Genomic DNA, 22,286 nt, shown 5'->3' on the forward strand with positions numbered 1-22,286 from the left:
GGCGCATGCTTTGTAGGTGCACGTGAGGTTGCGCAGTGACAGGCGCGGTCAATCACAGGATAATGCGCCATCTTTTTAGCCGGCCCGGTGTAAACGGGCTGACTCGGTATGCTTGCTTGTTTGGCCGCCTTAGCCTGACAACCCTGGAGTGTCTGGTTTGATCGTCTTCCGTTATCTGTCCCGCGAAGTCCTGTTGACCCTGAGTGCCGTGAGTGCGGTCCTGCTGGTCATCATCATGAGTGGTCGTTTCGTCAAATACCTGGCCCAGGCTGCGTCCGGCGCCCTGGACCCAGGCTCGCTGTTCCTGATCATGGGCTTTCGCCTGCCGGGTTTTTTGCAACTGATCCTGCCGTTGGGCCTGTTCCTTGGGATCCTGCTGGCATACGGCCGCTTGTACCTTGAAAGTGAAATGACCGTGCTCTCGGCCACCGGCATGAGCCAGCAGCGCCTGCTGGGCATGACCATGATCCCTGCCGCCGGTGTCGCGCTGATCGTGGCCTGGTTGAGCCTGAGCCTGGCGCCGCAGGGTGCCATGCAATTCCAGCTGGTGCTGAACAAACAGGACGCGATGACCGAGTTCGACACCCTCGAGCCGGGCCGTTTCCAGGCGCTTAATGATGGCTCGCGGGTGACTTACACGGAAACCCTGACCGACGACCGCGCCAACCTGGGCGGTGTGTTCATCTCCGAGAAGCGTTTTGGCCAAGACAAGAAAGACCGTGGCATTTCCGTGCTGGTGGCGGATTCGGGTCGCCAGGAAGTGCGTCCTGATGGCAGCCGCTACCTGATTCTGGAAAATGGCTATCGATACGATGGCAGTCCAGGCATGGCTGACTATCGCGCGATCAAGTACGACACTTACGGCGTGATGCTGGCCCGCCCGGACATCAGCGACGAAGTCACCGACCGCGACGCCATCCCCACGACGGACCTGCTCGGTAGCAAGGAACTGCGCTCCATCGCCGAGCTGCAATGGCGGATTTCCCTGCCGCTGCTGGTGTTTATCGTGACCCTGATGGCCGTGCCGCTGTCGCGCGTCAACCCGCGCCAGGGCCGTTTCCTCAAGCTGTTGCCGGCGATCCTGCTGTACATGGCTTACCTCACTATCCTGATTTCCGCCCGTGGCTCCCTGGAAAAAGGCAAGTTGTCGCCGACCCTGGGCCTGTGGTGGGTGCACGGGATGTTCCTGCTGATCGGCCTGGGGCTGCTTTATTGGGAGCCTATTCGTTTGAAAATGATGAGCCGTCGTGGCCAGAAGGAGTTGGCTCGTGGCTAAGCTCGATCGCTACATTGGTAGCAGCGTCCTGATCGCCATCCTGGCGGTACTGGGCATCATCCTGGGCCTGGCCTCGTTGTTCGCTTTCATCGATGAAGTCGGCAACGTCAGCGACACCTATACCGTGTGGGACGTGCTGAGCTACGTGGCGCTCACCGCGCCGCGTCGTCTCTACGACATGATGCCGATGGCTGCGCTGATCGGTTGCCTGATCGGCCTGGGCAGCCTGGCCAGCAACAGCGAACTGACCATCATGCGCGCCGCCGGGGTGTCCATTGGTCGTATTGTCTGGGCGGTCATGAAGCCGATGTTGCTGCTGATGCTGTGCAGCGTGCTGATCGGTGAATACGTAGCGCCGCCGGCCGAAAGCACCGCCCAGGCCAATCGCGCCCTGGCCCAGGGCTCGGGCGATGCGCAAAGCGCCAAGCATGGCCTGTGGCACCGTCAGGGTGATGAGTTCATCCACATCAACGCCGTGCAACCGGGCGGACTGTTGATCGGTGTGACGCGCTACACGTTCGATAAGGAACGCCACATGCTGTCGTCGAGCTTTGCCAAACGCGCGCAGTACAGCGACGAAAAGTGGCAATTGACCGACATCACCACCACTCACTTCCGTAATGTCGGCCAAGGCACAAAGGCCAGCACCGAAGTGATCAATGTGCCCAGTGAAGAGTGGGACATCGCCCTCAAGCCGGAACTGCTCAATACGGTGGTGATGATCCCCGAAAGCCTGCCGATCTCCGGGTTGTGGGGCTATATCCACTACCTGAAGGACCAAGGCTTGAATAACGGTCGTTATTGGCTGGCATTTTGGGTCAAGGTGTTGCAGCCGGTGGTGACCGCCGCGCTGGTGCTGATGGCGATCTCGTTCATCTTCGGTCCGTTGCGCTCCGTGACCCTCGGCCAGCGGGTGTTTACCGGGGTGCTGGTCGGTTTCACCTTCCGCATCGCCCAGGACCTGCTCGGCCCGTCGAGCCTGGTGTTCGGGTTCTCGCCGCTGTTTGCGGTGCTGGTGCCGACGGCCATCTGCGCCCTGGCCGGGTTCTGGCTGCTGCGCCGGGCCGGCTGATGCCGCACTCCTGTACAAAAAATGCCCCGCTCTAATAAGTGGGGCATTTTTGTTCTGGTCAGCAAAGATGACGTCTGGCCTGAGCATCAGGTACAATTCCCGGCTATTTTTCAGCGGGCAATCTGCCTGCAGCCTTTTTGAGTGTTGATCCGTGAGTGATTTGAGTCATATCCGCAATTTCTCCATCATCGCCCACATTGACCATGGTAAGTCGACGCTGGCCGATCGATTCATCCAGATGTGCGGCGGCCTTGCCGAGCGTGAAATGGAAGCCCAGGTACTGGACTCCATGGACCTCGAACGCGAGCGCGGGATCACCATCAAGGCCCACAGCGTTACCCTGTACTACACCGCCAAAGACGGTATCAAGTACCAGTTGAACTTCATTGACACCCCGGGCCACGTTGACTTCACCTACGAAGTCAGCCGCTCCCTGGCGGCCTGCGAAGGCGCGCTGCTGGTGGTGGACGCGGGCCAGGGCGTTGAAGCCCAGTCCGTGGCCAACTGCTACACCGCCATCGAGCAAGGCCTGGAAGTCATGCCGGTGCTGAACAAGATCGACCTGCCACAGGCCGATCCGGATCGCGTAAAAGAAGAAATCGAAAAAATCATCGGCATTGACGCCACCGACGCCGTCGAGTGCAGCGCCAAGACCGGCCTGGGCGTCGACGAAGTGCTCGAGCGCCTGGTCAAGACCATTCCAGCCCCCACCGGCAACTACGAAGATCCGCTGCAAGCGTTGATCATCGACTCGTGGTTCGACAACTACCTGGGGGTTGTCTCCCTGGTACGCGTGCGCCACGGCCGTGTGAAGAAGGGCGACAAGATCCTGGTCAAGTCCACCGGCAAGATCCACCTGGTGGACAGCGTCGGTGTATTCAACCCCAAGCACACCGCGACCACTGATCTGAAAGCCGGTGAAGTAGGCTTCATCATCGCCGGTATCAAGGACATCCACGGTGCACCGGTGGGTGACACCCTGACCTTGAGTTCCACCCCTGATGTCGACGTGCTGCCGGGCTTCAAGCGCATCCAGCCGCAGGTCTACGCCGGCCTGTTCCCGGTCAGTTCCGACGACTTCGAAGACTTCCGCGAAGCCCTGCAAAAGCTGACCCTCAACGACTCGTCGTTGCAGTACACCCCGGAAAGCTCCGACGCCCTGGGCTTCGGCTTCCGCTGCGGCTTCCTCGGCATGCTGCACATGGAAATCATCCAGGAGCGCCTGGAGCGCGAATACGACCTGGACCTGATCACCACGGCGCCGACGGTTATTTTTGAGCTGCTGCTTAAAAACGGTGAAACGATTTACGTCGACAACCCGTCCAAGCTCCCAGACCTGTCTTCCATCGAAGACATGCGCGAACCGATCGTGCGGGCCAATATTCTTGTGCCGCAGGAACACCTGGGCAACGTCATTACCCTGTGTATCGAAAAGCGTGGCGTGCAGCACGACATGCTGTTCCTCGGTACCCAGGTGCAAGTGACCTACGATTTGCCGATGAACGAAGTGGTCCTGGACTTCTTTGACCGTCTCAAATCCACCAGTCGCGGCTATGCTTCGCTGGATTACCATTTCGACCGTTACCAATCGGCTAATCTGGTGAAACTGGATGTGTTGATCAACGGCGACAAGGTCGATGCCCTGGCACTGATCGTGCACAAGGACAACGCGCACTACAAAGGTCGCCAGTTGACCGAGAAGATGAAAGAACTGATTCCGCGCCAGATGTTCGATGTCGCGATCCAGGCCGCCATTGGCGGGCAGATCATTGCGCGAACCTCCGTCAAGGCACTCAGAAAGAACGTACTGGCCAAATGCTACGGTGGCGACGTCAGCCGTAAGCGCAAGCTGCTTGAGAAGCAAAAGGCCGGTAAAAAACGCATGAAGCAAGTGGGCAACGTGGAAATTCCACAAGAAGCCTTCCTTGCGGTGCTCAGGTTGGATAGTTAGGTCCTATGTCGCTAAATTTCCCGCTGTTGCTGGTCATCGCCGTTGCCGTTTGCGGTCTCCTGGCGTTGCTCGATCTGGTGTTCTTCGCCCCGCGTCGGCGGGCGGCTATCGCGTCCTATCAGGGCAGCGTCAGCCAGCCCGATGTCGTGGTGATCGAGAAGCTGAACAAAGAGCCCTTGCTGGTTGAATACGGCAAGTCGTTCTTCCCGGTGTTGTTCATCGTGCTGGTGCTGCGTTCGTTCCTGGTGGAGCCGTTTCAGATCCCGTCGGGGTCGATGAAACCTACCCTGGACGTGGGCGATTTCATCCTGGTGAACAAGTTCTCCTACGGGATTCGCCTGCCGGTGATCGACAAGAAGGTCATCGAAGTCGGTGATCCGCAGCGCGGCGATGTGATGGTGTTCCGCTACCCGAGCGACCCGAACGTCAACTACATCAAGCGTGTGGTAGGCCTGCCGGGCGACGTGATTCGCTACACCGGCGACAAGCGCCTGTTCATCAATGGCGAGTCGGTGGCCGAGAAGTTGCTCGGTTCCGAACCGAACAGCCTGGGCAGTGCCGAGCTGTACCAGGAAAAACTCGGTGCGGTAGAGCATGAAATCCGCAAGGAAATGAGCCGCTACCGCGCGATGCCTGATGGCGAGTGGAAAGTGCCGGCCGGGCATTATTTCATGATGGGCGACAACCGCGACAACTCCAATGACAGTCGCTATTGGGATGACCCCAGCATTCCCAAGGATCTGCTGGGCATGGTTCCCGACCAGAATATCGTCGGCAAGGCCTTCGCGGTCTGGATGAGCTGGCCGGAACCCAAGCTCAGCCACCTGCCGAACTTCTCGCGGGTCGGGCTGATCAAGTAATACAAGCGGCGCTGTGAACACAGCGCCGAATGCTTTTCTGGGGCTTGGACATTTTCCGTCCCCATGCAATACCAACCAGGATTTGAATTTGAACACTGCGTCAATCGTCGATGGCCGCCGGTGCCACCACACAGATATGGGTAAACCGTGACCGTTTCTCTAAGTCGTCTCGAGCGCCAGCTCGGCTACACCTTCAAGGATCAGGAATTGATGGTCCTTGCCCTCACACACCGCAGCTTTGCAGGGCGTAATAACGAACGCCTGGAATTCCTCGGTGATGCCATCCTCAATTTCGTCGCCGGTGAAGCCTTGTTCGAGCGCTTCCCGCAAGCCCGTGAAGGTCAGCTGTCGCGTTTGCGCGCACGCCTGGTGAAGGGCGAGACCCTGGCCGTGCTGGCCCGCGGGTTTGGTCTGGGCGAGTACCTGCGCCTGGGGTCCGGTGAGTTGAAGAGCGGCGGTTTCCGCCGTGAGTCGATCCTGGCCGACGCGCTTGAAGCGCTGATCGGTGCGATCTACCTCGATGCAGGCATGGAAGCGGCCAAGGAGCGCGTCACCGCGTGGCTGACCTCCGAGATCGAAAGCCTCACGCTGGTCGACACCAACAAAGATCCGAAGACCCGCCTGCAGGAATTCCTGCAATCGCGCGGTTGTGACCTGCCACGCTACGAAGTGGTGGATATCCAGGGTGAGCCCCATTGCCGCGTGTTCTTCGTGGAATGTGAAATCACCTTACTGAATGAAAAAAGCCGAGGTCAGGGTGTAAGCCGTCGTATTGCCGAACAGGTAGCGGCCGCTGCAGCACTGATTGCCCTGGGCGTGGAGAATGGCCATGACTGATTCAACCGCAACACGCTGTGGCTATGTTGCCATCGTCGGCCGCCCGAACGTGGGCAAGTCCACGCTGCTGAACCACATCCTCGGCCAGAAACTCGCGATCACCTCGCGCAAGCCGCAGACCACCCGCCACAACATGCTGGGCATCAAGACCGAAGGCAGCGTGCAAGCGGTCTACGTCGACACCCCGGGCATGCACAAAGGCGGCGAGAAAGCCCTTAACCGCTACATGAACAAGACTGCCTCGGCGGCGTTGAAAGACGTCGACGTGGTGATCTTCGTCGTCGACCGCACCAAGTGGACCGACGAAGACCAGATGGTTCTGGAGCGTGTGCAGTACGTCACCGGCCCTTTGATCGTCGCGTTGAACAAGACCGATCGTATCGAAGACAAAGCCGAGCTGATGCCGCACCTGACCTGGCTGCAGGAGCAACTGCCGAACGCCCAGATCATGCCGATCTCGGCCCAGCACGGTCACAACCTCGAAACCCTGGAGCGCGTGATCGCCGGCTACCTGCCGGAGAACGAGCACTTCTTCCCGGAAGACCAGATCACTGACCGCAGCAGCCGTTTCCTCGCCGCCGAACTGGTGCGTGAGAAAATCATGCGCCAGATGGGCGCCGAGCTGCCGTACCAGATCACCGTCGAAATCGAAGAGTTCAAGCAGCAGGGCAAGACCCTGCATATCCATGCGCTGATCCTCGTCGAACGTGACGGCCAGAAGAAAATCATCATTGGCGACAAGGGCGAGCGCATCAAGCGTATCGGCACCGAAGCGCGCAAAGACATGGAATTGCTGTTCGATTCCAAGATCATGCTCAACCTGTGGGTGAAGGTTAAGGGTGGTTGGTCCGATGATGAGCGTGCGTTGCGCTCCCTCGGCTACGGCGACCTCTAAGGACACCGCAGGGCAAAAATGTGGGAGGGGGATTGCCCCCGATAGCAGTGGGTCAGTTAATAGATAAGTGACTGAACCACCGCCGTCGGGGGCAAGCCCCCTCCCACATTAGGTTTGTGTTGTTTTCAAGATAGAGAACCCATGTCCCAATCCCCACCCCCCAGCCAACTCGCCTACGTCCTGCACAGCCGCGCCTACCGCGAGACCAGCGCCCTGGTGGACTTCCTCACGCCCCAAGGCCGCCTGCGCGCGGTGTTGCGCAGCGCGCGGGGCAAGGCGGGGACATTGGCGCGGCCCTTCGTGGCGTTGGATGTGGAGTTTCGCGGCAAGGGTGAGCTGAAAAACGTCGGGCGCCTGGAAAGCGTCGGCACTTCCGCCTGGCTCAATGGCGATGCACTGTTCAGCGGCCTCTACCTCAATGAGCTGCTGATCCGCCTGTTGCCCGCCGAAGACCCGCACCCGGCTGTCTTCGATCACTACGCCGCCACCTTGCTGGCCCTGGCAGAAGGTCGCCCCCTGGAGCCGCTGCTGCGCGCCTTCGAATGGCGCCTGCTCGACGACCTGGGCTACGGCTTCGAACTGAACAACGACCTGCATGGCGACCCCGTCGCCGCCGACGGCATGTACCGCCTGCAAGTGGATGCTGGCCTGGAGCGTGTGTACCTGCTGCAACCGGGCTTGTTCCAGGGCACCGAGTTGCTGGCCATGAGCGAGGCTGACTGGAGCGCACCCGGTGCGTTGTCCGCCGCCAAACGCTTGATGCGCCAAGCCCTGGCCGTGCACTTGGGCGGAAGGCCGCTGGTCAGTCGCGAGTTGTTTCGAAAGCCCTGACATCCCCGTGTATGCTGTGCGGCGTTTCTTTCCCCTTTTCAGGAGCGCTTCCGTGACCACCAGCAATCGCATTCTTCTTGGCGTCAACATCGACCACGTCGCTACCCTGCGCCAGGCCCGGGGCACCCGTTACCCTGACCCGGTCAAGGCCGCGCTGGACGCCGAAGAAGCGGGCGCCGACGGCATCACCGTGCACCTGCGCGAAGACCGCCGCCACATCCAGGAGCGCGATGTGCTGCTGCTCAAGGACGTGCTGCAAACCCGCATGAACTTCGAGATGGGCGTCACCGAAGAAATGATGGCCTTCGCCGAGCGCATCCGCCCGGCGCACATCTGCCTGGTCCCGGAAACCCGCCAGGAACTGACCACCGAAGGCGGCCTCGACGTGGCTGGCCAGGAAGCGCGGATCAAGGCAGCCGTGGAGCGCCTGTCGAAGATCGGCAGCGAAGTTTCATTGTTCATCGACGCCGACGAGCGCCAGATCGAAGCGTCCCGCCGTGTCGGCGCGCCGGCCATCGAGCTGCACACCGGCCGTTACGCCGATGCCACCACACCGACCGAAGTGGCGGATGAACTGCAGCGCATCATTGACGGTGTGAACTGCGGCCTCAATGAAGGCCTGATCGTCAACGCCGGCCACGGCCTGCACTACCACAACGTCGAAGCGGTGGCTGCGATCAAGGGTATCAACGAGCTGAACATCGGCCACGCGCTGGTGGCTCATGCGTTGTTCGTCGGTTTCAAAGGCGCGGTTGCCGAGATGAAAGCGTTGATCCTGGCCGCTGCCAAACCCTAAAAAATAATGAAGAACCAATGTGGGAGGGGGCTTGCCCCCGATAGCGGTGTATCAGCCATAAATGTGGTGGCTGACACACTGCTATCGGGAGCAAGCCCCCTCCCACATGAGAAGCCTTACTGTTTAGCCAATGCAGGTGTATCGTATCTGCCCTTTGCAGGCCCTGCGCCTGCGGCAGATACGTGAGGTTGTTGTGTCCCGATCCTTTTCCCGTCGACAAATCCTGGGTGGTCTTGCAGGCCTGGCCGTAGTGGGTGTTGGTGCCGGTGGCGCCTACCGCTACTGGCTGGGGAAAGTCGCCGAAGCCGAAGCAGGGCACGATTACGAACTGATCGCCGCGCCGCTCGATGTAGAACTGGTGCCGGGGCACAAGACCGAAGCCTGGGCCTTCGGCCCTTCGGCACCGGGCACCGAGTTGCGCGTGCGCCAGGGTGAGTGGCTGCGGGTGCGCTTTATCAACCACCTGCCGGTCGCCACCACGATTCACTGGCACGGCATCCGCCTACCGCTGGAAATGGACGGCGTGCCCTATGTCTCGCAATTGCCGGTGTTGCCCGGCGAATACTTCGACTACACATTCCGCGTGCCCGATGCCGGCAGCTACTGGTATCACCCCCATGTGAACAGCAGCGAAGAACTCGGCCGAGGCCTGGTCGGCCCGCTGATCATCGAAGAGCGCGAGCCCACCGGCTTCAAACACGAACGCACCCTGAGCCTGAAGAGCTGGCATGTGGACGAAGAGGGCGCCTTCGTCGCCTTCAGCATTCCCCGTGAAGCCGCGCGTGGCGGTACGGCCGGGCGGTTGTCGACGATCAATGGCGTCTCCCAGGCGGTAATCGACCTGCCCGCCGGGCAGATCACCCGCGTGCGCCTACTCAACCTCGACAACACCCTGACCTATCGCATCAACATCCCCGACGTCGACGCGCAGATCTACGCGCTGGACGGCAACCCCGTCGAACCACGGCCGATGGGTAAGGAATACTGGCTGGGTCCGGGCATGCGTATCTGCCTGGCGATCAAGGCACCGCCGGAGGGCGAAGAACTGTCGATCCGCAACGGTCCGGTGCGCCTGGGCACTTTCCGCTCGGTCGCCAACACCGATGCACCGACCGAGTGGCCCCCGGCATTGCCCGCCAACCCGATTGCCGAGCCGGACCTGGCCAATGCGGAGAAACTCAACTTCAATTTCGAGTGGGTCGGCTCCGTATCGGTGGATAACGGCAAGCCGCCGAGCCTGTGGCAGATCAACGGCCAGGCCTGGGACATCACCGACAAGACCTGCGCCGACCGGCCGATTGCCAAGCTGGAAAAGGGCAAGAGCTACATTTTCGAATTGAAGAACATGACCCAGTACCAGCACCCGATCCACCTGCACGGCATGAGCTTCAAGGTGATCGCCTCGAACCGCCACAAGGTGATCCCGTACTTCACCGACACTTACCTGCTGGGCAAGAACGAACGCGCTCGCGTGGCCTTGGTGGCAGATAACCCGGGGGTGTGGATGTTCCACTGCCATGTGATCGACCACATGGAAACCGGCCTGATGGCCGCTATCGAGGTGGCGTGATGCGCCAGTTTCGCCCCACGGCGATTATCGACCGCAGCCGCGACCAGGATTTCATGCGCGAAGCCCTGGCCCTTGCGGCACAAGGTGCGGCCCTGGGCGAAGTGCCGGTGGGCGCGGTGCTGGTGCAGGACGGTGAAATCATCGGCCGCGGCTTCAACTGCCCGATCAGCGGCAATGACCCCAGCGCCCATGCCGAAATGGTCGCCATTCGCGCAGCTGCGCAAGCTGTCAGCAACTACCGACTGCCGGGCAGTACGCTGTACGTGACCCTGGAACCATGCAGCATGTGCGCCGGCCTGATCGTGCATTCGCGAATTGCGCGGGTGGTGTACGGCGCGTTGGAGCCGAAGGCGGGGATTGTGCAAAGCCAGGGACAGTTCTTTACCCAGGGGTTTCTGAATCATCGGGTGTTGTTTGAAGGCGGTGTGCTGGCCGAGGAGTGCGGCGCGGTGCTGAGCGAATTCTTCAAGGCCCGCCGGGCTAAGCCCTCGCTCTAAAGAACACTGATGAGCAAATGTGGGAGGGGCGGTGCGACGATTCGACTTGCTCCCGATAGCGGTGTATCAGCCATAGATGTGTTAGCTGATACCCTGCAATCGGGAGCAAGCCCCTCCCACATTTTTGATCTCCATTTTTTCAGGGAGATTAGCGGTTACTTCTTGGCGATGATCACGGCCCGCATCGGCGCCGGCAGCCCTTCAATCGTCTTGCTGTGATCCTGCGGATCGAGGAAGTCGCTGAGGGACTGATACTTCATCCACTCCGTCCCGCGCTGTTCCTCCACCGTGGTCACACTTACATCCACGCACCTCACATCACTGAAGCCCGCCCGCCGCAGCCACAGCATCAACGCCGGCACCGACGGCAGGAACCACACGTTACGCATCTGCGCATAACGGTCTTCCGGCACCAGCACCTGTTGCTGGTCGCCTTCTACTACCAGGGTTTCCAGGACCAACTCCCCGCCCTTGACCAAGGTGTCTTTCAGCGCCAGCAGATGCTCGATCGGCGAGCGACGGTGATAGAACACCCCCATGGAAAATACCGTGTCGAAACCTTCCAGGTTCGCCGGCAGGTCTTCAAACGAGAACGGCAGGTGCCAGGCTTTAGGCTCAGACAGGTAACGCTGTACGGCTTGGAACTGGCAGAAGAACAGCCAGTTCGGGTCGACGCCTATCACGCTGTCGGCCCCGGCGCCGAGCATGCGCCACATGTAGTAGCCGTTGCCGCAACCGACATCGAGAATGCGCTTGCCCTTCAGGTTCAGGTGTGGGGCCACACGCGACCACTTCCAGTCCGAGCGCCATTCGGTATCCACATGCACGCCGAACAGATGGAACGGGCCCTTGCGCCACGGGCTCAAGCCCATCAGCGCGGTGTGCATTTGCGCGCGGGTGGCGTCGTCGCAATCGGTGTCCAGCACCAGGCCATTGAGCAAGTCGACTTCACTGGGCTGGATCTTTGGCAGCGCGTCCAGGGCACTCTGCCAACGCTCCAGGTCGCCATGGCCCTTTTCCATCTTGCTATCGAGCTGCGCTTGCAGGCCTTGGGCCCATACGGCCAGGGGAGTGCCGACCAGATGGCGGGCAAGGGGGGACAGATCAATCATGGCAAGGCAATCAACGAGGCAAAGTTAAGACACTGGAACCACGGCACGACTTTCGAGAACCCGGCCGCCAGCAGGCGTTCGCGGTGTTCTTCGAGGCTGTCGGGCTTCATGACGTTTTCGATGGCGCTGCGCTTCTGGGCGATTTCCAGTTCGCTGTAGCCGTTGGCGCGTTTGAACGCGATATGCAGGTCGGTGAGCAGCGCATGTTCCTCAACATCGTTGAAGCGCAGCTTCTCCGAGAGGATCAACGCACCGCCCGGCAGCAGCGCCTGACGAATGCGCGACAGCAACGCCAGGCGCTCGTCGGGGGCAATGAATTGCAGGGTGAAATTCAGCGCCACCACCGACGCCGGTTGAAATTGCAGCGCAAGGATATCGCCCTCGATCACCTCGACCGGCAGCAGCTCCTGGAACATCGAGTCCTGGCCATTGAGGTACTCGCGACAACGCTCGACCATGGCCGCCGAGTTATCCACAGCGATCACTCGGCAACCGTCAGTGCGCACGTGACGGCGCAAGGCCTGGGTCACCGCACCCAGGGACGAACCCAGGTCGTAGAGCACGCTGTTGGGCTGGGCAAACTGCGCCGCGAGCACGCCGAGGTTTTCGACGATGGTCGGGTAACCTGGCACCGAGCGCTTGATCATGTCCGGGAACACCCGCACCACGTCCTCGTTGAAGGCGAAGTCCGGCACCTGGGGCAGGGGCTGGGCGAATAGGCGATCGGGTTGTTTGCTCACGGTTGTTCCGGCGACGAGGGGGAAAGGCCGGCATTTTAGCCAAGTTGGTCAGCGGATGCGCGGGTTGTCTGATGGAAAGCCGACGCCGTGATTCCCCATTGGCCGAGCCAGTAAGTTGTGATCAACAAATACGGCGCGGCCTCGAACGACAGCACGAACCGATTGATGCCGATCAGCGTGTCGGAAAACACAAACGACGCCGCACCGGCTGCTGCCAGCAGGGCTGAACGTTTTGGCACCTCGCTGCCCACTCGCGCCAGGGCACGCCAGAGCATGGCGCTGATCACCAAAGCGTAAACGACCACGGGAATCAGCAGGTCGCCAAGGCCGTGGGAAATCAGGATGCTCAGCAAGATCGCGCCCACGCCGAGCGCCAATACCAACGGCAACAGCGCCAAACGGCGGCAGTCGCTGAAATAGGCTTTGAGATAGGCCAAGTGCGCAAACAGGAAGGCGCCGAGGCCAAAGATAAACAGGTCGCCCGGCCAGGCGAGCAACACATCGCCCACCAGCGAGAAAATCAGCCCGAGGCTGATCCAGCGTCGATAGTCGGTAGGCGGCGCATCATGCAGCCAGCCCAGCAGCGCCAGTACCGGCAGCGGCTTGACCAGCAGGCACAGCAACATCGCATGGGTGGCGAGGCCGTAGATAAAAGTGAAGGCTCCCATCAACGCGAGTATCAGCCATGGCATATCAGTTCACCGTAATGGCGCAGTCGAAGGTCTCCACGGGTTCGGCTTCCGGCTCCCAGGGTTGCTGGGAGGTCAGGCGCAAACGGCCTTGTCCTGCGGCAAATGCCTGGAAGCGCCAGGTCGATTGACCTCCCCCTCCGATCACTCCGGACTCCGTACTGCTGTAGACCTCGGGGCTCAGCGCGCGCAGCACGCCACCGGCGGAATCCTGGATGGCCCAGCGGTAGCCGGTGGTGGGGTTACTCGGCAGGGTGAGGATCAGGTTTTGTCCAGTTTTAAGCTGGAGCGGGCAGGCGCTCTGGTTTTCCACGGTGACGTTTTGCTTCGGCGCACTGGCGCACGCGGTCAGCAGGGCAAGGCTCAAGGGGAGAAGCAGGCGGGCAGCGATCATGGAGGCTCCGTTGTTTGGCGACGAAGACCGAGCATAACCGAAGATGAGACAAGGTGTGGCAAGAGGGGCTCAGAGTGCCCTTCGTGGCGAGCAGGCTTGCCCTGCGTTGGGCTGCGAAGCAGACCCTTTTAAAAAGACCCCATTCTTTCTGGAAGAATGGGGTCGTTAGTTTTGGGGCTGCTGCGCAGCCCAACGCAGGGCAAGCCTGCTCTCCACAGGGGTCCGCTCAGGCGAGTGACCTATCAGAAGAGCACCTTCGCCACATCCGCGAAGCGTTTGGCAAAGTGCACGGTCATGCCTTCCTTCAGGTACTCCGGCAGCTCTTCGAAGCTGCCGCGATTGGGCTCCGGCAAGATCAACTCGTGAATCTTCTGGCGCCGCGCTGCAATCACCTTCTCGCGCACGCCGCCAATTGGCAGCACGTGCCCGGTCAAGGTCAGTTCGCCGGTCATGGCCACGCCTTTTTTCGGCGCTTGATTGCGCGCCAGGGACAACAGCGCACTGGCCATGGTCACCCCGGCGCTCGGGCCGTCCTTCGGCGTGGCACCTTCCGGTACGTGCAAGTGCACGAAGGCTTCGTCGAAGAACTTCGGATCGCCGCCAAACGACTTCAGGTTGGAACTGATGTAGCTGTAGGCAATTTCGGCGGACTCTTTCATCACCTCACCCAACTGCCCGGTGAGCTTGAAGCCACGATTGAGCGTGTGGATACGCGTCGCCTCGATCGGCAGTGTGGCGCCACCCATGCTGGTCCAGGCCAGGCCGGTGATCACACCGGTACCGGACAACACCTGCTCGTTGCGGAACACCGGCATGCCCAGGGAGCTTTCCAGGTCCTTGTTACCGATCTTGATCACCGAGTTCGGCTCATCCAGCAGCTTGACCACCGCCTTGCGCACCAGTTTGCCCAGCTGTTTCTCCAGCTGGCGCACCCCGGCTTCACGGGCGTAACCGTCGATCAGTGCGCGCAGGGCGCCGTCGCTGATGCTCAGGCTGTTTTTCGAAACGCCGGCTTTTTCCAGCTGTTTTGGCCACAGGTGGCGTTTGGCGATGGCGACTTTTTCTTCGGTGATATAGCCCGACAGGCGAATCACTTCCATACGGTCGAGCAGCGGGCCGGGGATCGAGTCCAGGGTGTTGGCGGTGCACACGAACAGCACTTTGGACAGGTCCAGGCGCAGGTCGAGGTAGTGGTCGAGGAATTCGACGTTCTGCTCCGGGTCGAGGGTTTCCAAGAGTGCCGACGCCGGGTCACCCTGGAAGCTCTGGCCCATCTTGTCGATCTCGTCGAGCATGATCACCGGGTTCATCACTTCCACATCTTTGAGCGCCTGCACCAGTTTGCCCGGCAGCGCGCCGATGTAGGTGCGGCGATGGCCCTTGATCTCGGCCTCGTCACGCATGCCGCCGACGCTGAAGCGGTAGAACGGTCGGCCGAGGGACTCGGCGATGGATTTGCCCACGCTGGTCTTGCCCACGCCCGGCGGGCCCACCAGCAGCACGATGGAACCGGCGACTTCGCCTTTATAGGCGCCCACCGCGAGGAATTCGAGAATGCGGCTCTTGATGTCATCCAGGCCGGCATGGTGCTTGTCCAGCACCTTGCGCGCGTGTTTGAGGTCAAGTTTGTCCTCGCCATACACGCCCCATGGCACCGAGGTGGCCCAGTCCAGGTAATTGCGCGTCACTGCGTATTCCGGCGAACCGGTTTCGAGGATGGACAGTTTGTTCAGTTCTTCATCGATACGTTTTTTCGCCTGGGCCGGCAGCACCTTGCCTTCCAGGCGTTGTTCGAACTGTTCGACGTCGGCGCTGCGGTCGTCCTTGGTCAGGCCCAGTTCCTGCTGGATGACCTTGAGCTGTTCCTTGAGGAAGAACTCGCGCTGGTGCTCGCCGATCTTGCGGTTCACCTCGGCGGAGAGTTCTTTTTGCAGGCGCGCGACTTCCACCTCCTTGCGCAGCATCGGCAGGACTTTTTCCATGCGTTTGAGCATCGGCACGCAATCCAGCACTTCCTGCAGCTCATTACCGGTGGCTGACGTGAGGGCGGCGGCGAAGTCGGTGAGGGGCGACGGGTCGTTGGGGCTGAAGCGGTTGAGGTAGTTCTTCAGCTCTTCGCTGTACAGCGGGTTGAGCGGCAGCAGCTCCTTGATCGCATTGATCAGCGCCATGCCGTAGGCCTTGACCTCGTCGGTCGGATCGCTTGGCTGGTGCGGGTATTCCACTTCGACCAGGTACGGTGGACGGTGGTGCTTGAGCCAGGTTTTGATCCGCACGCGAGTCAGGCCCTGGGCGACGAATTGCAGCTTGCCGTTCTCGCGGCTGGCGTGGTGCACCTTCACCAGGGTGCCGTACAGCGGCAGGGCGGAGGTGTCGAAGTGGCGTGGGTCTTCCGGCGGTGTGTCCATGAAGAACAGGGCGAGGGAGTGGTGGTCGGATTTGCTCACCAGCTCCAGGGTCTCGGCCCACGGTTCTTCGTTGACGATCACCGGCAGCACTTGCGCCGGAAAGAACGGCCGATTGTGGATCGGGATGATGTAGACCTTGTCCGGCAGGTTTTGCCCAGGCAGGGCCAGGCCGGTATTGGACGAAGGGGTTTCAGCGTTTTCGGGGTCGGCGTAATCGTTGAGGTCGTAATCAGGGAATTCTTGCTGGTCGCTCATGGGGCACCTGCATAAGGAAGTATGCAGGTTAGATGGGGCGGGGTCGCAGTGGTTTCAATGGTGGGGGTGAGATAGCAACATATTGCATGAAATTACTGCAGCGACTCGGTCAATGTGGGAGGGGGCTTGCCCCCGATAGCGGTGGTTCAGATAAAACAACGCTGACTGACACACCGCCATCGGGGGCAAGCCCCCTCCCACATTGAGTCAGCTGATTTTGTGGAGATAGGCGGGCAGTGGCTGTTCTGGCAGCACCGATAGCACTTTCAAACGCTGCAACATCCGCTGCCGCGCCCGTTGCAAATGCTCGCGCAAATTCAGCGCTGCCGCATCGAATGCGCCATGCAGCAGCAGCTCCAAAATCAAGCGATGTTCGGCAAGCATCGCCGGATCAGCGCCGATCCCCAGCAATCGGTAAAAAATCCGGCTGATGATCATCGGGCTCTGGCCCTGGCGAATCAGCGCGGCAATCTTGCGGTTTTGCAGGCCGGCCAGGCAGCGCTGGTGCAAATCCTCTTCGATCTGCTCGATGGCTTCCAGGCTGCACTGGGGGCTGTCCTGGGCATCCAGCACGCGTTGCAACATGGCTTCCAGCATGTCGCGGTCGAGGTTCGGGGCACTCTGGCGCAGGGCTTCGGGTTCGAGACAGGCGCGCAGCTCGTAATCCTCGGTGACCTCCCGCGCGGTCAAAGGCCCCGCCAGCCATTGGGAATAGGGCTCTTTTTCCACCAGGCCCCGGTCGCGCAGGCGCATCAGTGCTTCACGCACCACCGCGCGGCTGACGCCGTAGTGGTCGGCGGCGGCTTGCTCATCCAGGCGGTAATGGCCGAAGGCGATGCAGGTGGACAGCGCCGCGCCGATTTCCTCGACGATACGCTCGCCCAACGGCCGGGTGTCCACCAGTTCGGCTTCGCCATTGAGGCCAAGGTGCGCATGGCTCAAGGGCAGGCGCAGTGGCTCCATGGCCAGGCCGTCGGGGTTGATCAGGTAACCCCGGCCGTTGAAACGGCAGATCAAGCCTTCAGCGTGCAGCAGGTCCAGCGCCTTGCGCACCGGCACGCGGCTGGTGCCGAACAGCTCGGCCAGGGGCGCTTCCAGCAATACCAGGCCATGGCGGGCGGTGCCGTTGACGATCGCGTCGCGCAACACCTGGTGAATCATCGCGTAACGGGAGGCCGAGGCGGACACTGCTTTCATCGATTTCTCAAAGGCATGTAGGACGATGGCCGGGGATTCTCTCATAAGTTACGCCTGTCACTCTGCGCCACGTCGGTGGCACTTTTTTGGGGCCTTGAATGTAGGAATGTTACTTTTCTGCACCAAAATGTACTTATTAATAAAAGATACATTATTTCATTGAGGGCGCTTCGCAGCCGTGACGCAAGACTTTTTTCCACCGATCAACACCATCTATCCCGTAGCTCTGGGTAAAAAAGCGTAATCGCGCCAGGAGCGCTACACAGAGACTGGCACGAAAGCTGCCTTTGTAAAATGTACATTTTATGAATATGTACGTTTTATGAGGTTTCTCTGATGTCAGACGCCACTTCACTGGCCGAGGATTTCGCCAGCGGTCGTAGTGACCCGGTGCAAGCCCTTGAACAGGCACTCGATCAAGCGAGCCGCTCGACCAGCGTATTTATTTCCCTGACCGCCGAACGCGCCCGCCGTGAAGCCGAAGCGTCCGCCGCCCGTTGGCGTGCCGGCCAGCCCTTGAGCGTGTTCGATGGCGTGCCCCTGGCCTGGAAAGACCTGTTCGATGTGGCCGGCAGCATCACCACCGCCGGCGCCGCCTACCGTCGCACTGCGCCCGCGGCGTTGCTCGATGCTCCCAGCGTGGGCCTGTTGTGCCGCGCCGGGATGGTCAGCGTCGGCAAAACCAACCTCAGCGAACTGGCCTATTCCGGTTTGGGCCTGAACCCGCATTTCGGCACGCCGCATAATCCCCATGGCACGGACCAGGCGCGCATTCCCGGCGGCTCGTCGTCCGGGTCGGCGGTGGCCGTCGCCGCGCATATCGTGCCAATCGCCATGGGCACCGACACTGCAGGTTCCATCCGCATTCCGGCGGCGCTCAACGGACTGGTGGGTTACCGCAGCAGCAGCCGACGCTACAGCCGCGACGGTGTGTTTCCCCTGGCCCACTCCCTCGACAGCCTTGGCCCGTTGGCCCGCAGCGTGCGCGATGCCTTGGCCGTCGACGACCTGCTCCATGGCCGTACCCAGCGCCACAGTGCCCGCCGCCTGAAAGGGCAGCGGTTTGTTTTGGAACAAGGCGTGCTGGCCGACGTGGAGCCTGCCGTGCGCAACAACCTGCTGCGCGCCGTTGAGCGACTGAAGGCTGAAGGTGCGCTGATTGAAGAGCGTGAAAGCACCCCATTCCAGGCCACCCTGGACCTGATCAAGCACCAAGGCTGGCTCGGCGCGTTCGAAGCCTTCGCCCTGCACCAGGCCCTGCTCGACAGCACTGATGCCGAGCAACTCGACCCCCGCGTGCGCCGCCGCCTTGAAGCTGCCCGCGCATTGCCGGCCAGCCAACTGATCCACCTGACCGACGCGCGCCGCCGCCTGCAACAGCAACTGCTCGACGCGCTCGACGGCGCGATCCTGATCACCCCCACCGTCGCCCATGTCGCCCCGGCGTTGGCACCGCTTGAAGCCGACGACGAACTGTTTGTGAAAACCAACCTCGCCACCCTGCGCCTGACCATGCCCGGCAGCTTTCTCGACATGCCAGGCGTCAGCTTACCCAGTGGCCGCGATGCCCAGGGCCTGCCCACCGGGCTGCTGCTCAGCGCCCCGACGGGAGAAGACGCGCGGCTGTTGCGCGCGGCCTTGTCCGTCGAATCCGTACTTAACGTTTAAGGAGACACACCATGGCAAAAGACATCCTCTGTGCATTTGGCGTCGACGTCGACGCCGTCGCCGGCTGGCTCGGTTCCTACGGCGGCGAAGACTCGCCCGACGACATCTCCCGTGGCCTGTTCGCCGGTGAAATCGGCGCGCCGCGCCTGCTCAAACTGTTCGAACGCTACGGCCTGCGCACCACCTGGTTTATCCCCGGCCACTCGATGGAAACCTTCCCCGAGCAGATGAAGGCCGTGGCCGACGCCGGCCACGAAATCGGCGTGCATGGTTACAGCCACGAAAACCCGATTGCGATGACCGCCGAGCAGGAAGAAATCGTCCTCGATAAATCCATCGAACTGATCACCCAAGTCACCGGCAAGCGCCCCACCGGCTACGTCGCACCGTGGTGGGAGTTCAGCAAGGTCACCAACGAGCTGCTGCTGAAAAAAGGCATCAAGTACGACCACAGCCTGATGCACAACGACTTCCACCCCTACTACGTGCGCAAGGGCGACAGCTGGACCAAGATCGACTACAGCCAGCACCCCGACACCTGGATGAAGCCCTTGGTTCGCGGCGAAGAAACCGACCTGGTGGAGATCCCGGCCAACTGGTACCTCGACGACCTGCCGCCGATGATGTTCATCAAGAAAGCCCCCAACAGCCACGGCTTCGTCAACCCGCGTCACCTGGAAGAAATGTGGCGCGACCAGTTCGACTGGGTTTACCGCGAGCACGAACACGCGGTGTTCACCATGACCATCCACCCCGACGTGTCCGGCCGCCCGCAAGTGCTGTTGATGCTCGAGCGCTTGATCGAACACATCCAGAGTCATGCCGGCGTGCGTTTCGTCACCTTCGACGAAATCGCCGACGACTTTATCCGCCGCCAACCGCGTACCTGATCCCAACCCAAGCAGCCCCCACCTCCCGAGGCGCGATTATGTCCATCTACAACAAGCTTGACCTGACTGGCTGGAAACCCCGGCAACTGACGTCCCAGGAAGTACGCTTCGCCACCTGGATCGCGTTTTTCGCCTGGGTGTTTGCGGTGTATGACTTCATCCTGTTCGGCACCTTGCTGCCGGAGATCGGCCGGCACTTTGGCTGGGGTGAAGTGGAACAAGCTGAAATCGCGACCTGGGTGGCGGTGGGTACCGCCGTCGTCGCCTTGGCCATCGGGCCGATCGTCGACAAGCTGGGGCGGCGCAAAGGGATTATTTTCACCGTGGCCGGTTCCGCGCTGTGCTCGGCGCTGACCGCCATCGGCGGGGCGTGGGGCAAGTCGCCGCTGATTCTGATCCGTTCGCTGGGTGGCCTGGGATATGCCGAAGAAACCGTCAACGCCACCTATCTGACCGAGTTGTATGGTGCGTCAGAAGACCCGCGACTGACCAAGCGTCGCGGCTTCATCTACAGCCTGGTGCAGGGCGGCTGGCCGGTCGGTGCGTTGATCGCCGCCGGTTTGACCGCGCTGTTGCTGCCGATCATTGGTTGGCAGGGTTGCTTCATCTTCGCCGCGATCCCGGCGGTGGTGATCGCGATCATGGCGCGCAAGCTCAAGGAGAGCCCGCAGTTCCAGATCCACCAGCGCATCAGCGAGCTGCGTAAAAGCGGCGCGGTGAAAGAAGCGCAAAACGTTGCCGTGACCTACGGCGTGGACTACGACGAACACAGCAAGGCCGGCCTCAAGGCGGCCTTCCGTGGCCCGGCCCGTCGCGCCACGTTGGTGATCGGCGCTGCCCTGCTGCTCAACTGGGCAGCGATCCAGGTGTTCAGCGTGCTCGGCACCTCGGTGATCGTCAGCGTGCACCACATCTCGTTCGAGAACTCGCTGATCATCCTCGTGCTGTCCAACCTGGTGGGTTACTGCGGCTACCTCAGCCACGGCTGGATGGGCGACAAGATCGGCCGTCGCAATGTGATCGGCCTGGGTTGGATGCTCGGCGGCCTGGCGTTTGCCGGCATGCTGTTTGGCCCGAGCAATATGCCGATGGTGGTCGGGCTGTACAGCCTGGGCCTGTTCTTCCTGATCGGGCCGTACTCGGCGGCGCTGTTCTTCATCAGTGAAAGTTTCCCCACCAGCATCCGCGCCACCGGCGGCGCGATCATCCATGCCATGGGCCCGATTGGTGCCGTGGTCGCGGGCTTTGGTGCGACCCAGGTGTTGTCCGCCGGCAGTGACTGGCAGACCGCCGCGCTGTGGTTCGGCGCGCTGCCGTGCTTCTTGTCCGGCGCGCTGATGTTTGCCGCACGCCATGTGCGTCCGGAAACCATTCAGTAAGGAGTGTTTGATGAGCCGTAAAGTTGCCTTGATTACCGGTGCCGCCAGCGGCATCGGCCAAGCCCTCGCCGTGGCCTATGCCCGCAGCGGTGTGGCGGTGGTGGGCGGGTATTATCCGGCCGATCCTCACGACCCGAGCACCACCGTGTCACAGGTGGAAGAGGCGGGGGGCGAGTGCCTGATGTTACCGCTGGACGTGGGCGATACCGCCTCGGTGGATGCCTTGGCCGAACAGGCGGTACAGCATTTCGGCCGGTTGGATTACGCGGTGGCCAACGCCGGTTTGCTGCGTCGTGCGCCGCTGCTGGAGATGACCGATGAGCGGTGGAACGAGATGCTCAATGTCGACCTGACGGGGGTGATGCGCACCTTCCGCGCGGCGACGCGGCATATGAACGAAGGCGGCGCGCTGGTGGCGATCTCTTCGATTGCCGGCGGCGTATATGGCTGGCAGGAACACAGCCATTACGCAGCGGCCAAGGCTGGTGTGCCGGGGTTATGCCGCTCGCTGGCGGTGGAGTTGGCGCCCCTGGGCATTCGTTGCAATGCGGTGATCCCGGGGTTGATCGAAACACCGCAATCGCTGGATGCAAAGAACTCCCTCGGCCCGGAAGGCCTGGCCAAGGCCGCGCGCGCGATTCCGCTGGGGCGGGTAGGGCGCGCGGATGAAGTGGCGTCGCTGGTGCAGTTCTTGACCAGTGAGGCGTCGAGTTATTTAACCGGGCAGAGCATCATCATCGATGGCGGCCTCACCGTGCGCTGGCCTGACTGACTGATGTACTTGATCCAAATGTGGGAGGGGGCTTGCCCCCGATGGCGGTGGTTCAGTTAGCCCATCTGTGACTGACCCACTGCCATCGGGGCATGGGTATCTACACAACTTTTCAGCCCCTGACAAATCTCCCTGTGGCGAGCGGGCTTGTCCCGCGTTGGGCTGCGTAGCAGCCCCAGTAAAGCAGAATGCGGTGT

At 61.3% G+C, this 22,286-nt stretch carries 20 protein-coding genes; 14 read left to right on the top strand and 6 right to left on the bottom strand.

Annotation, left to right across the window (positions count from 1 at the left end):
* Window positions 1–157 precede the first annotated feature (157 nt).
* The 10 genes from lptF to tadA all read left to right on the top strand — a co-directional run bounded on the left by lptF (window position 158) and on the right by tadA (window position 10,585).
* Window positions 158–1,276 carry an LPS export ABC transporter permease LptF gene (gene lptF, locus FIV39_RS02100; RefSeq protein WP_090409020.1) on the top strand — a complete coding sequence of 373 codons (1,119 nt, stop codon included), beginning with the start codon at window positions 158–160 and terminating at the stop codon, window positions 1,274–1,276.
* Window positions 1,269–2,348 (top strand): LPS export ABC transporter permease LptG, encoded by a 1,080-nt coding sequence (gene lptG, locus FIV39_RS02105; RefSeq protein ID WP_090409017.1) that lies wholly within the window; start codon window positions 1,269–1,271, stop codon window positions 2,346–2,348. The genes lptF and lptG overlap by 8 nt, the downstream gene beginning before the upstream one ends.
* Window positions 2,349–2,499: 151 nt before the next feature.
* A complete protein-coding gene (lepA, locus tag FIV39_RS02110) occupies window positions 2,500–4,299 on the top strand; it encodes a translation elongation factor 4 (RefSeq protein ID WP_027604664.1) in 1,800 nt (599 codons plus the stop codon).
* A gap of 5 nt (window positions 4,300–4,304) precedes the next feature.
* Window positions 4,305–5,159, top strand: coding sequence for a signal peptidase I (lepB, locus tag FIV39_RS02115; protein WP_090409015.1), 855 nt, complete (start codon window positions 4,305–4,307; stop codon window positions 5,157–5,159).
* Between the two features lie 147 nt (window positions 5,160–5,306).
* On the top strand, window positions 5,307–5,996 hold the full coding sequence (rnc, locus tag FIV39_RS02120; protein WP_027604662.1) for a ribonuclease III: 690 nt from the start codon (window positions 5,307–5,309) through the stop codon (window positions 5,994–5,996).
* Window positions 5,989–6,891, top strand: a complete 903-nt coding sequence (era, locus tag FIV39_RS02125) for a GTPase Era (protein ID WP_090409012.1) — start codon at window positions 5,989–5,991, stop codon at window positions 6,889–6,891. The genes rnc and era overlap by 8 nt, the downstream gene beginning before the upstream one ends.
* Window positions 6,892–7,032: 141 nt before the next feature.
* Window positions 7,033–7,722, top strand: coding sequence for a DNA repair protein RecO (recO, locus tag FIV39_RS02130; RefSeq protein WP_090409009.1), 690 nt, complete (start codon window positions 7,033–7,035; stop codon window positions 7,720–7,722).
* A 52-nt stretch (window positions 7,723–7,774) separates the two neighbouring features.
* Window positions 7,775–8,518 (top strand): pyridoxine 5'-phosphate synthase, encoded by a 744-nt coding sequence (pdxJ, locus tag FIV39_RS02135; protein WP_090409006.1) that lies wholly within the window; start codon window positions 7,775–7,777, stop codon window positions 8,516–8,518.
* 193 nt (window positions 8,519–8,711) lie between these two features.
* On the top strand, window positions 8,712–10,088 hold the full coding sequence (locus FIV39_RS02140; RefSeq protein WP_143513906.1) for a multicopper oxidase family protein: 1,377 nt from the start codon (window positions 8,712–8,714) through the stop codon (window positions 10,086–10,088).
* Window positions 10,088–10,585, top strand: a complete 498-nt coding sequence (gene tadA, locus FIV39_RS02145; protein ID WP_090409000.1) for a tRNA adenosine(34) deaminase TadA — start codon at window positions 10,088–10,090, stop codon at window positions 10,583–10,585. Before FIV39_RS02140 ends, tadA begins: the two co-directional genes overlap by 1 nt.
* A 155-nt stretch (window positions 10,586–10,740) precedes the next feature.
* On the opposite strand, the gene cmoB is transcribed toward tadA, so the two are convergent.
* From cmoB to FIV39_RS02175, 6 genes are all read right to left on the bottom strand, one after another.
* The gene (gene cmoB / locus FIV39_RS02150; protein ID WP_090408995.1) at window positions 10,741–11,697 is read right to left on the bottom strand and encodes a tRNA 5-methoxyuridine(34)/uridine 5-oxyacetic acid(34) synthase CmoB; all 957 of its coding nucleotides are present in this window, start codon (window positions 11,695–11,697) and stop codon (window positions 10,741–10,743) included.
* Complete coding sequence (gene cmoA, locus FIV39_RS02155) at window positions 11,694–12,437, bottom strand: carboxy-S-adenosyl-L-methionine synthase CmoA (protein WP_090408992.1); 744 nt, start codon at window positions 12,435–12,437, stop codon at window positions 11,694–11,696. Before cmoA ends, cmoB begins: the two co-directional genes overlap by 4 nt.
* 35 nt (window positions 12,438–12,472) lie before the next feature.
* Window positions 12,473–13,129 (bottom strand): lysoplasmalogenase, encoded by a 657-nt coding sequence (locus FIV39_RS02160; protein ID WP_090408989.1) that lies wholly within the window; start codon window positions 13,127–13,129, stop codon window positions 12,473–12,475.
* A gap of 1 nt (window position 13,130) precedes the next feature.
* Window positions 13,131–13,520, bottom strand: coding sequence for a protease inhibitor I42 family protein (locus tag FIV39_RS02165; RefSeq protein WP_090408986.1), 390 nt, complete (start codon window positions 13,518–13,520; stop codon window positions 13,131–13,133).
* Window positions 13,521–13,762: 242 nt separating this feature from the next.
* Complete coding sequence (gene lon / locus FIV39_RS02170) at window positions 13,763–16,183, bottom strand: endopeptidase La (RefSeq protein ID WP_090408983.1); 2,421 nt, start codon at window positions 16,181–16,183, stop codon at window positions 13,763–13,765.
* Between the two features lie 207 nt (window positions 16,184–16,390).
* Window positions 16,391–17,380 (bottom strand): GntR family transcriptional regulator, encoded by a 990-nt coding sequence (locus tag FIV39_RS02175; RefSeq protein WP_090408980.1) that lies wholly within the window; start codon window positions 17,378–17,380, stop codon window positions 16,391–16,393.
* Between the two features lie 336 nt (window positions 17,381–17,716).
* Between FIV39_RS02175 and FIV39_RS02180 the strand changes: the two genes are divergently transcribed.
* From FIV39_RS02180 to FIV39_RS02195, 4 genes are read left to right on the top strand one after another with little or no spacing between them, the layout of a single operon-like run.
* Window positions 17,717–19,048 carry an amidase gene (locus FIV39_RS02180; protein ID WP_090408977.1) on the top strand — a complete coding sequence of 444 codons (1,332 nt, stop codon included), beginning with the start codon at window positions 17,717–17,719 and terminating at the stop codon, window positions 19,046–19,048.
* Window positions 19,049–19,059: 11 nt separating this feature from the next.
* Complete coding sequence (locus tag FIV39_RS02185) at window positions 19,060–19,938, top strand: polysaccharide deacetylase family protein (RefSeq protein ID WP_003234086.1); 879 nt, start codon at window positions 19,060–19,062, stop codon at window positions 19,936–19,938.
* 38 nt (window positions 19,939–19,976) lie between these two features.
* Window positions 19,977–21,317, top strand: coding sequence for an MFS transporter (locus FIV39_RS02190; RefSeq protein ID WP_090408974.1), 1,341 nt, complete (start codon window positions 19,977–19,979; stop codon window positions 21,315–21,317).
* Window positions 21,318–21,327: 10 nt separating this feature from the next.
* Window positions 21,328–22,089 carry an SDR family NAD(P)-dependent oxidoreductase gene (locus FIV39_RS02195; RefSeq protein WP_090408971.1) on the top strand — a complete coding sequence of 254 codons (762 nt, stop codon included), beginning with the start codon at window positions 21,328–21,330 and terminating at the stop codon, window positions 22,087–22,089.
* Window positions 22,090–22,286 lie beyond the last annotated feature (197 nt).

It is taken from the genome of Pseudomonas grimontii, assembly GCF_007858185.1.
GTDB classification, from domain to species: Bacteria; Pseudomonadota; Gammaproteobacteria; order Pseudomonadales; family Pseudomonadaceae; genus Aquipseudomonas; species Aquipseudomonas grimontii.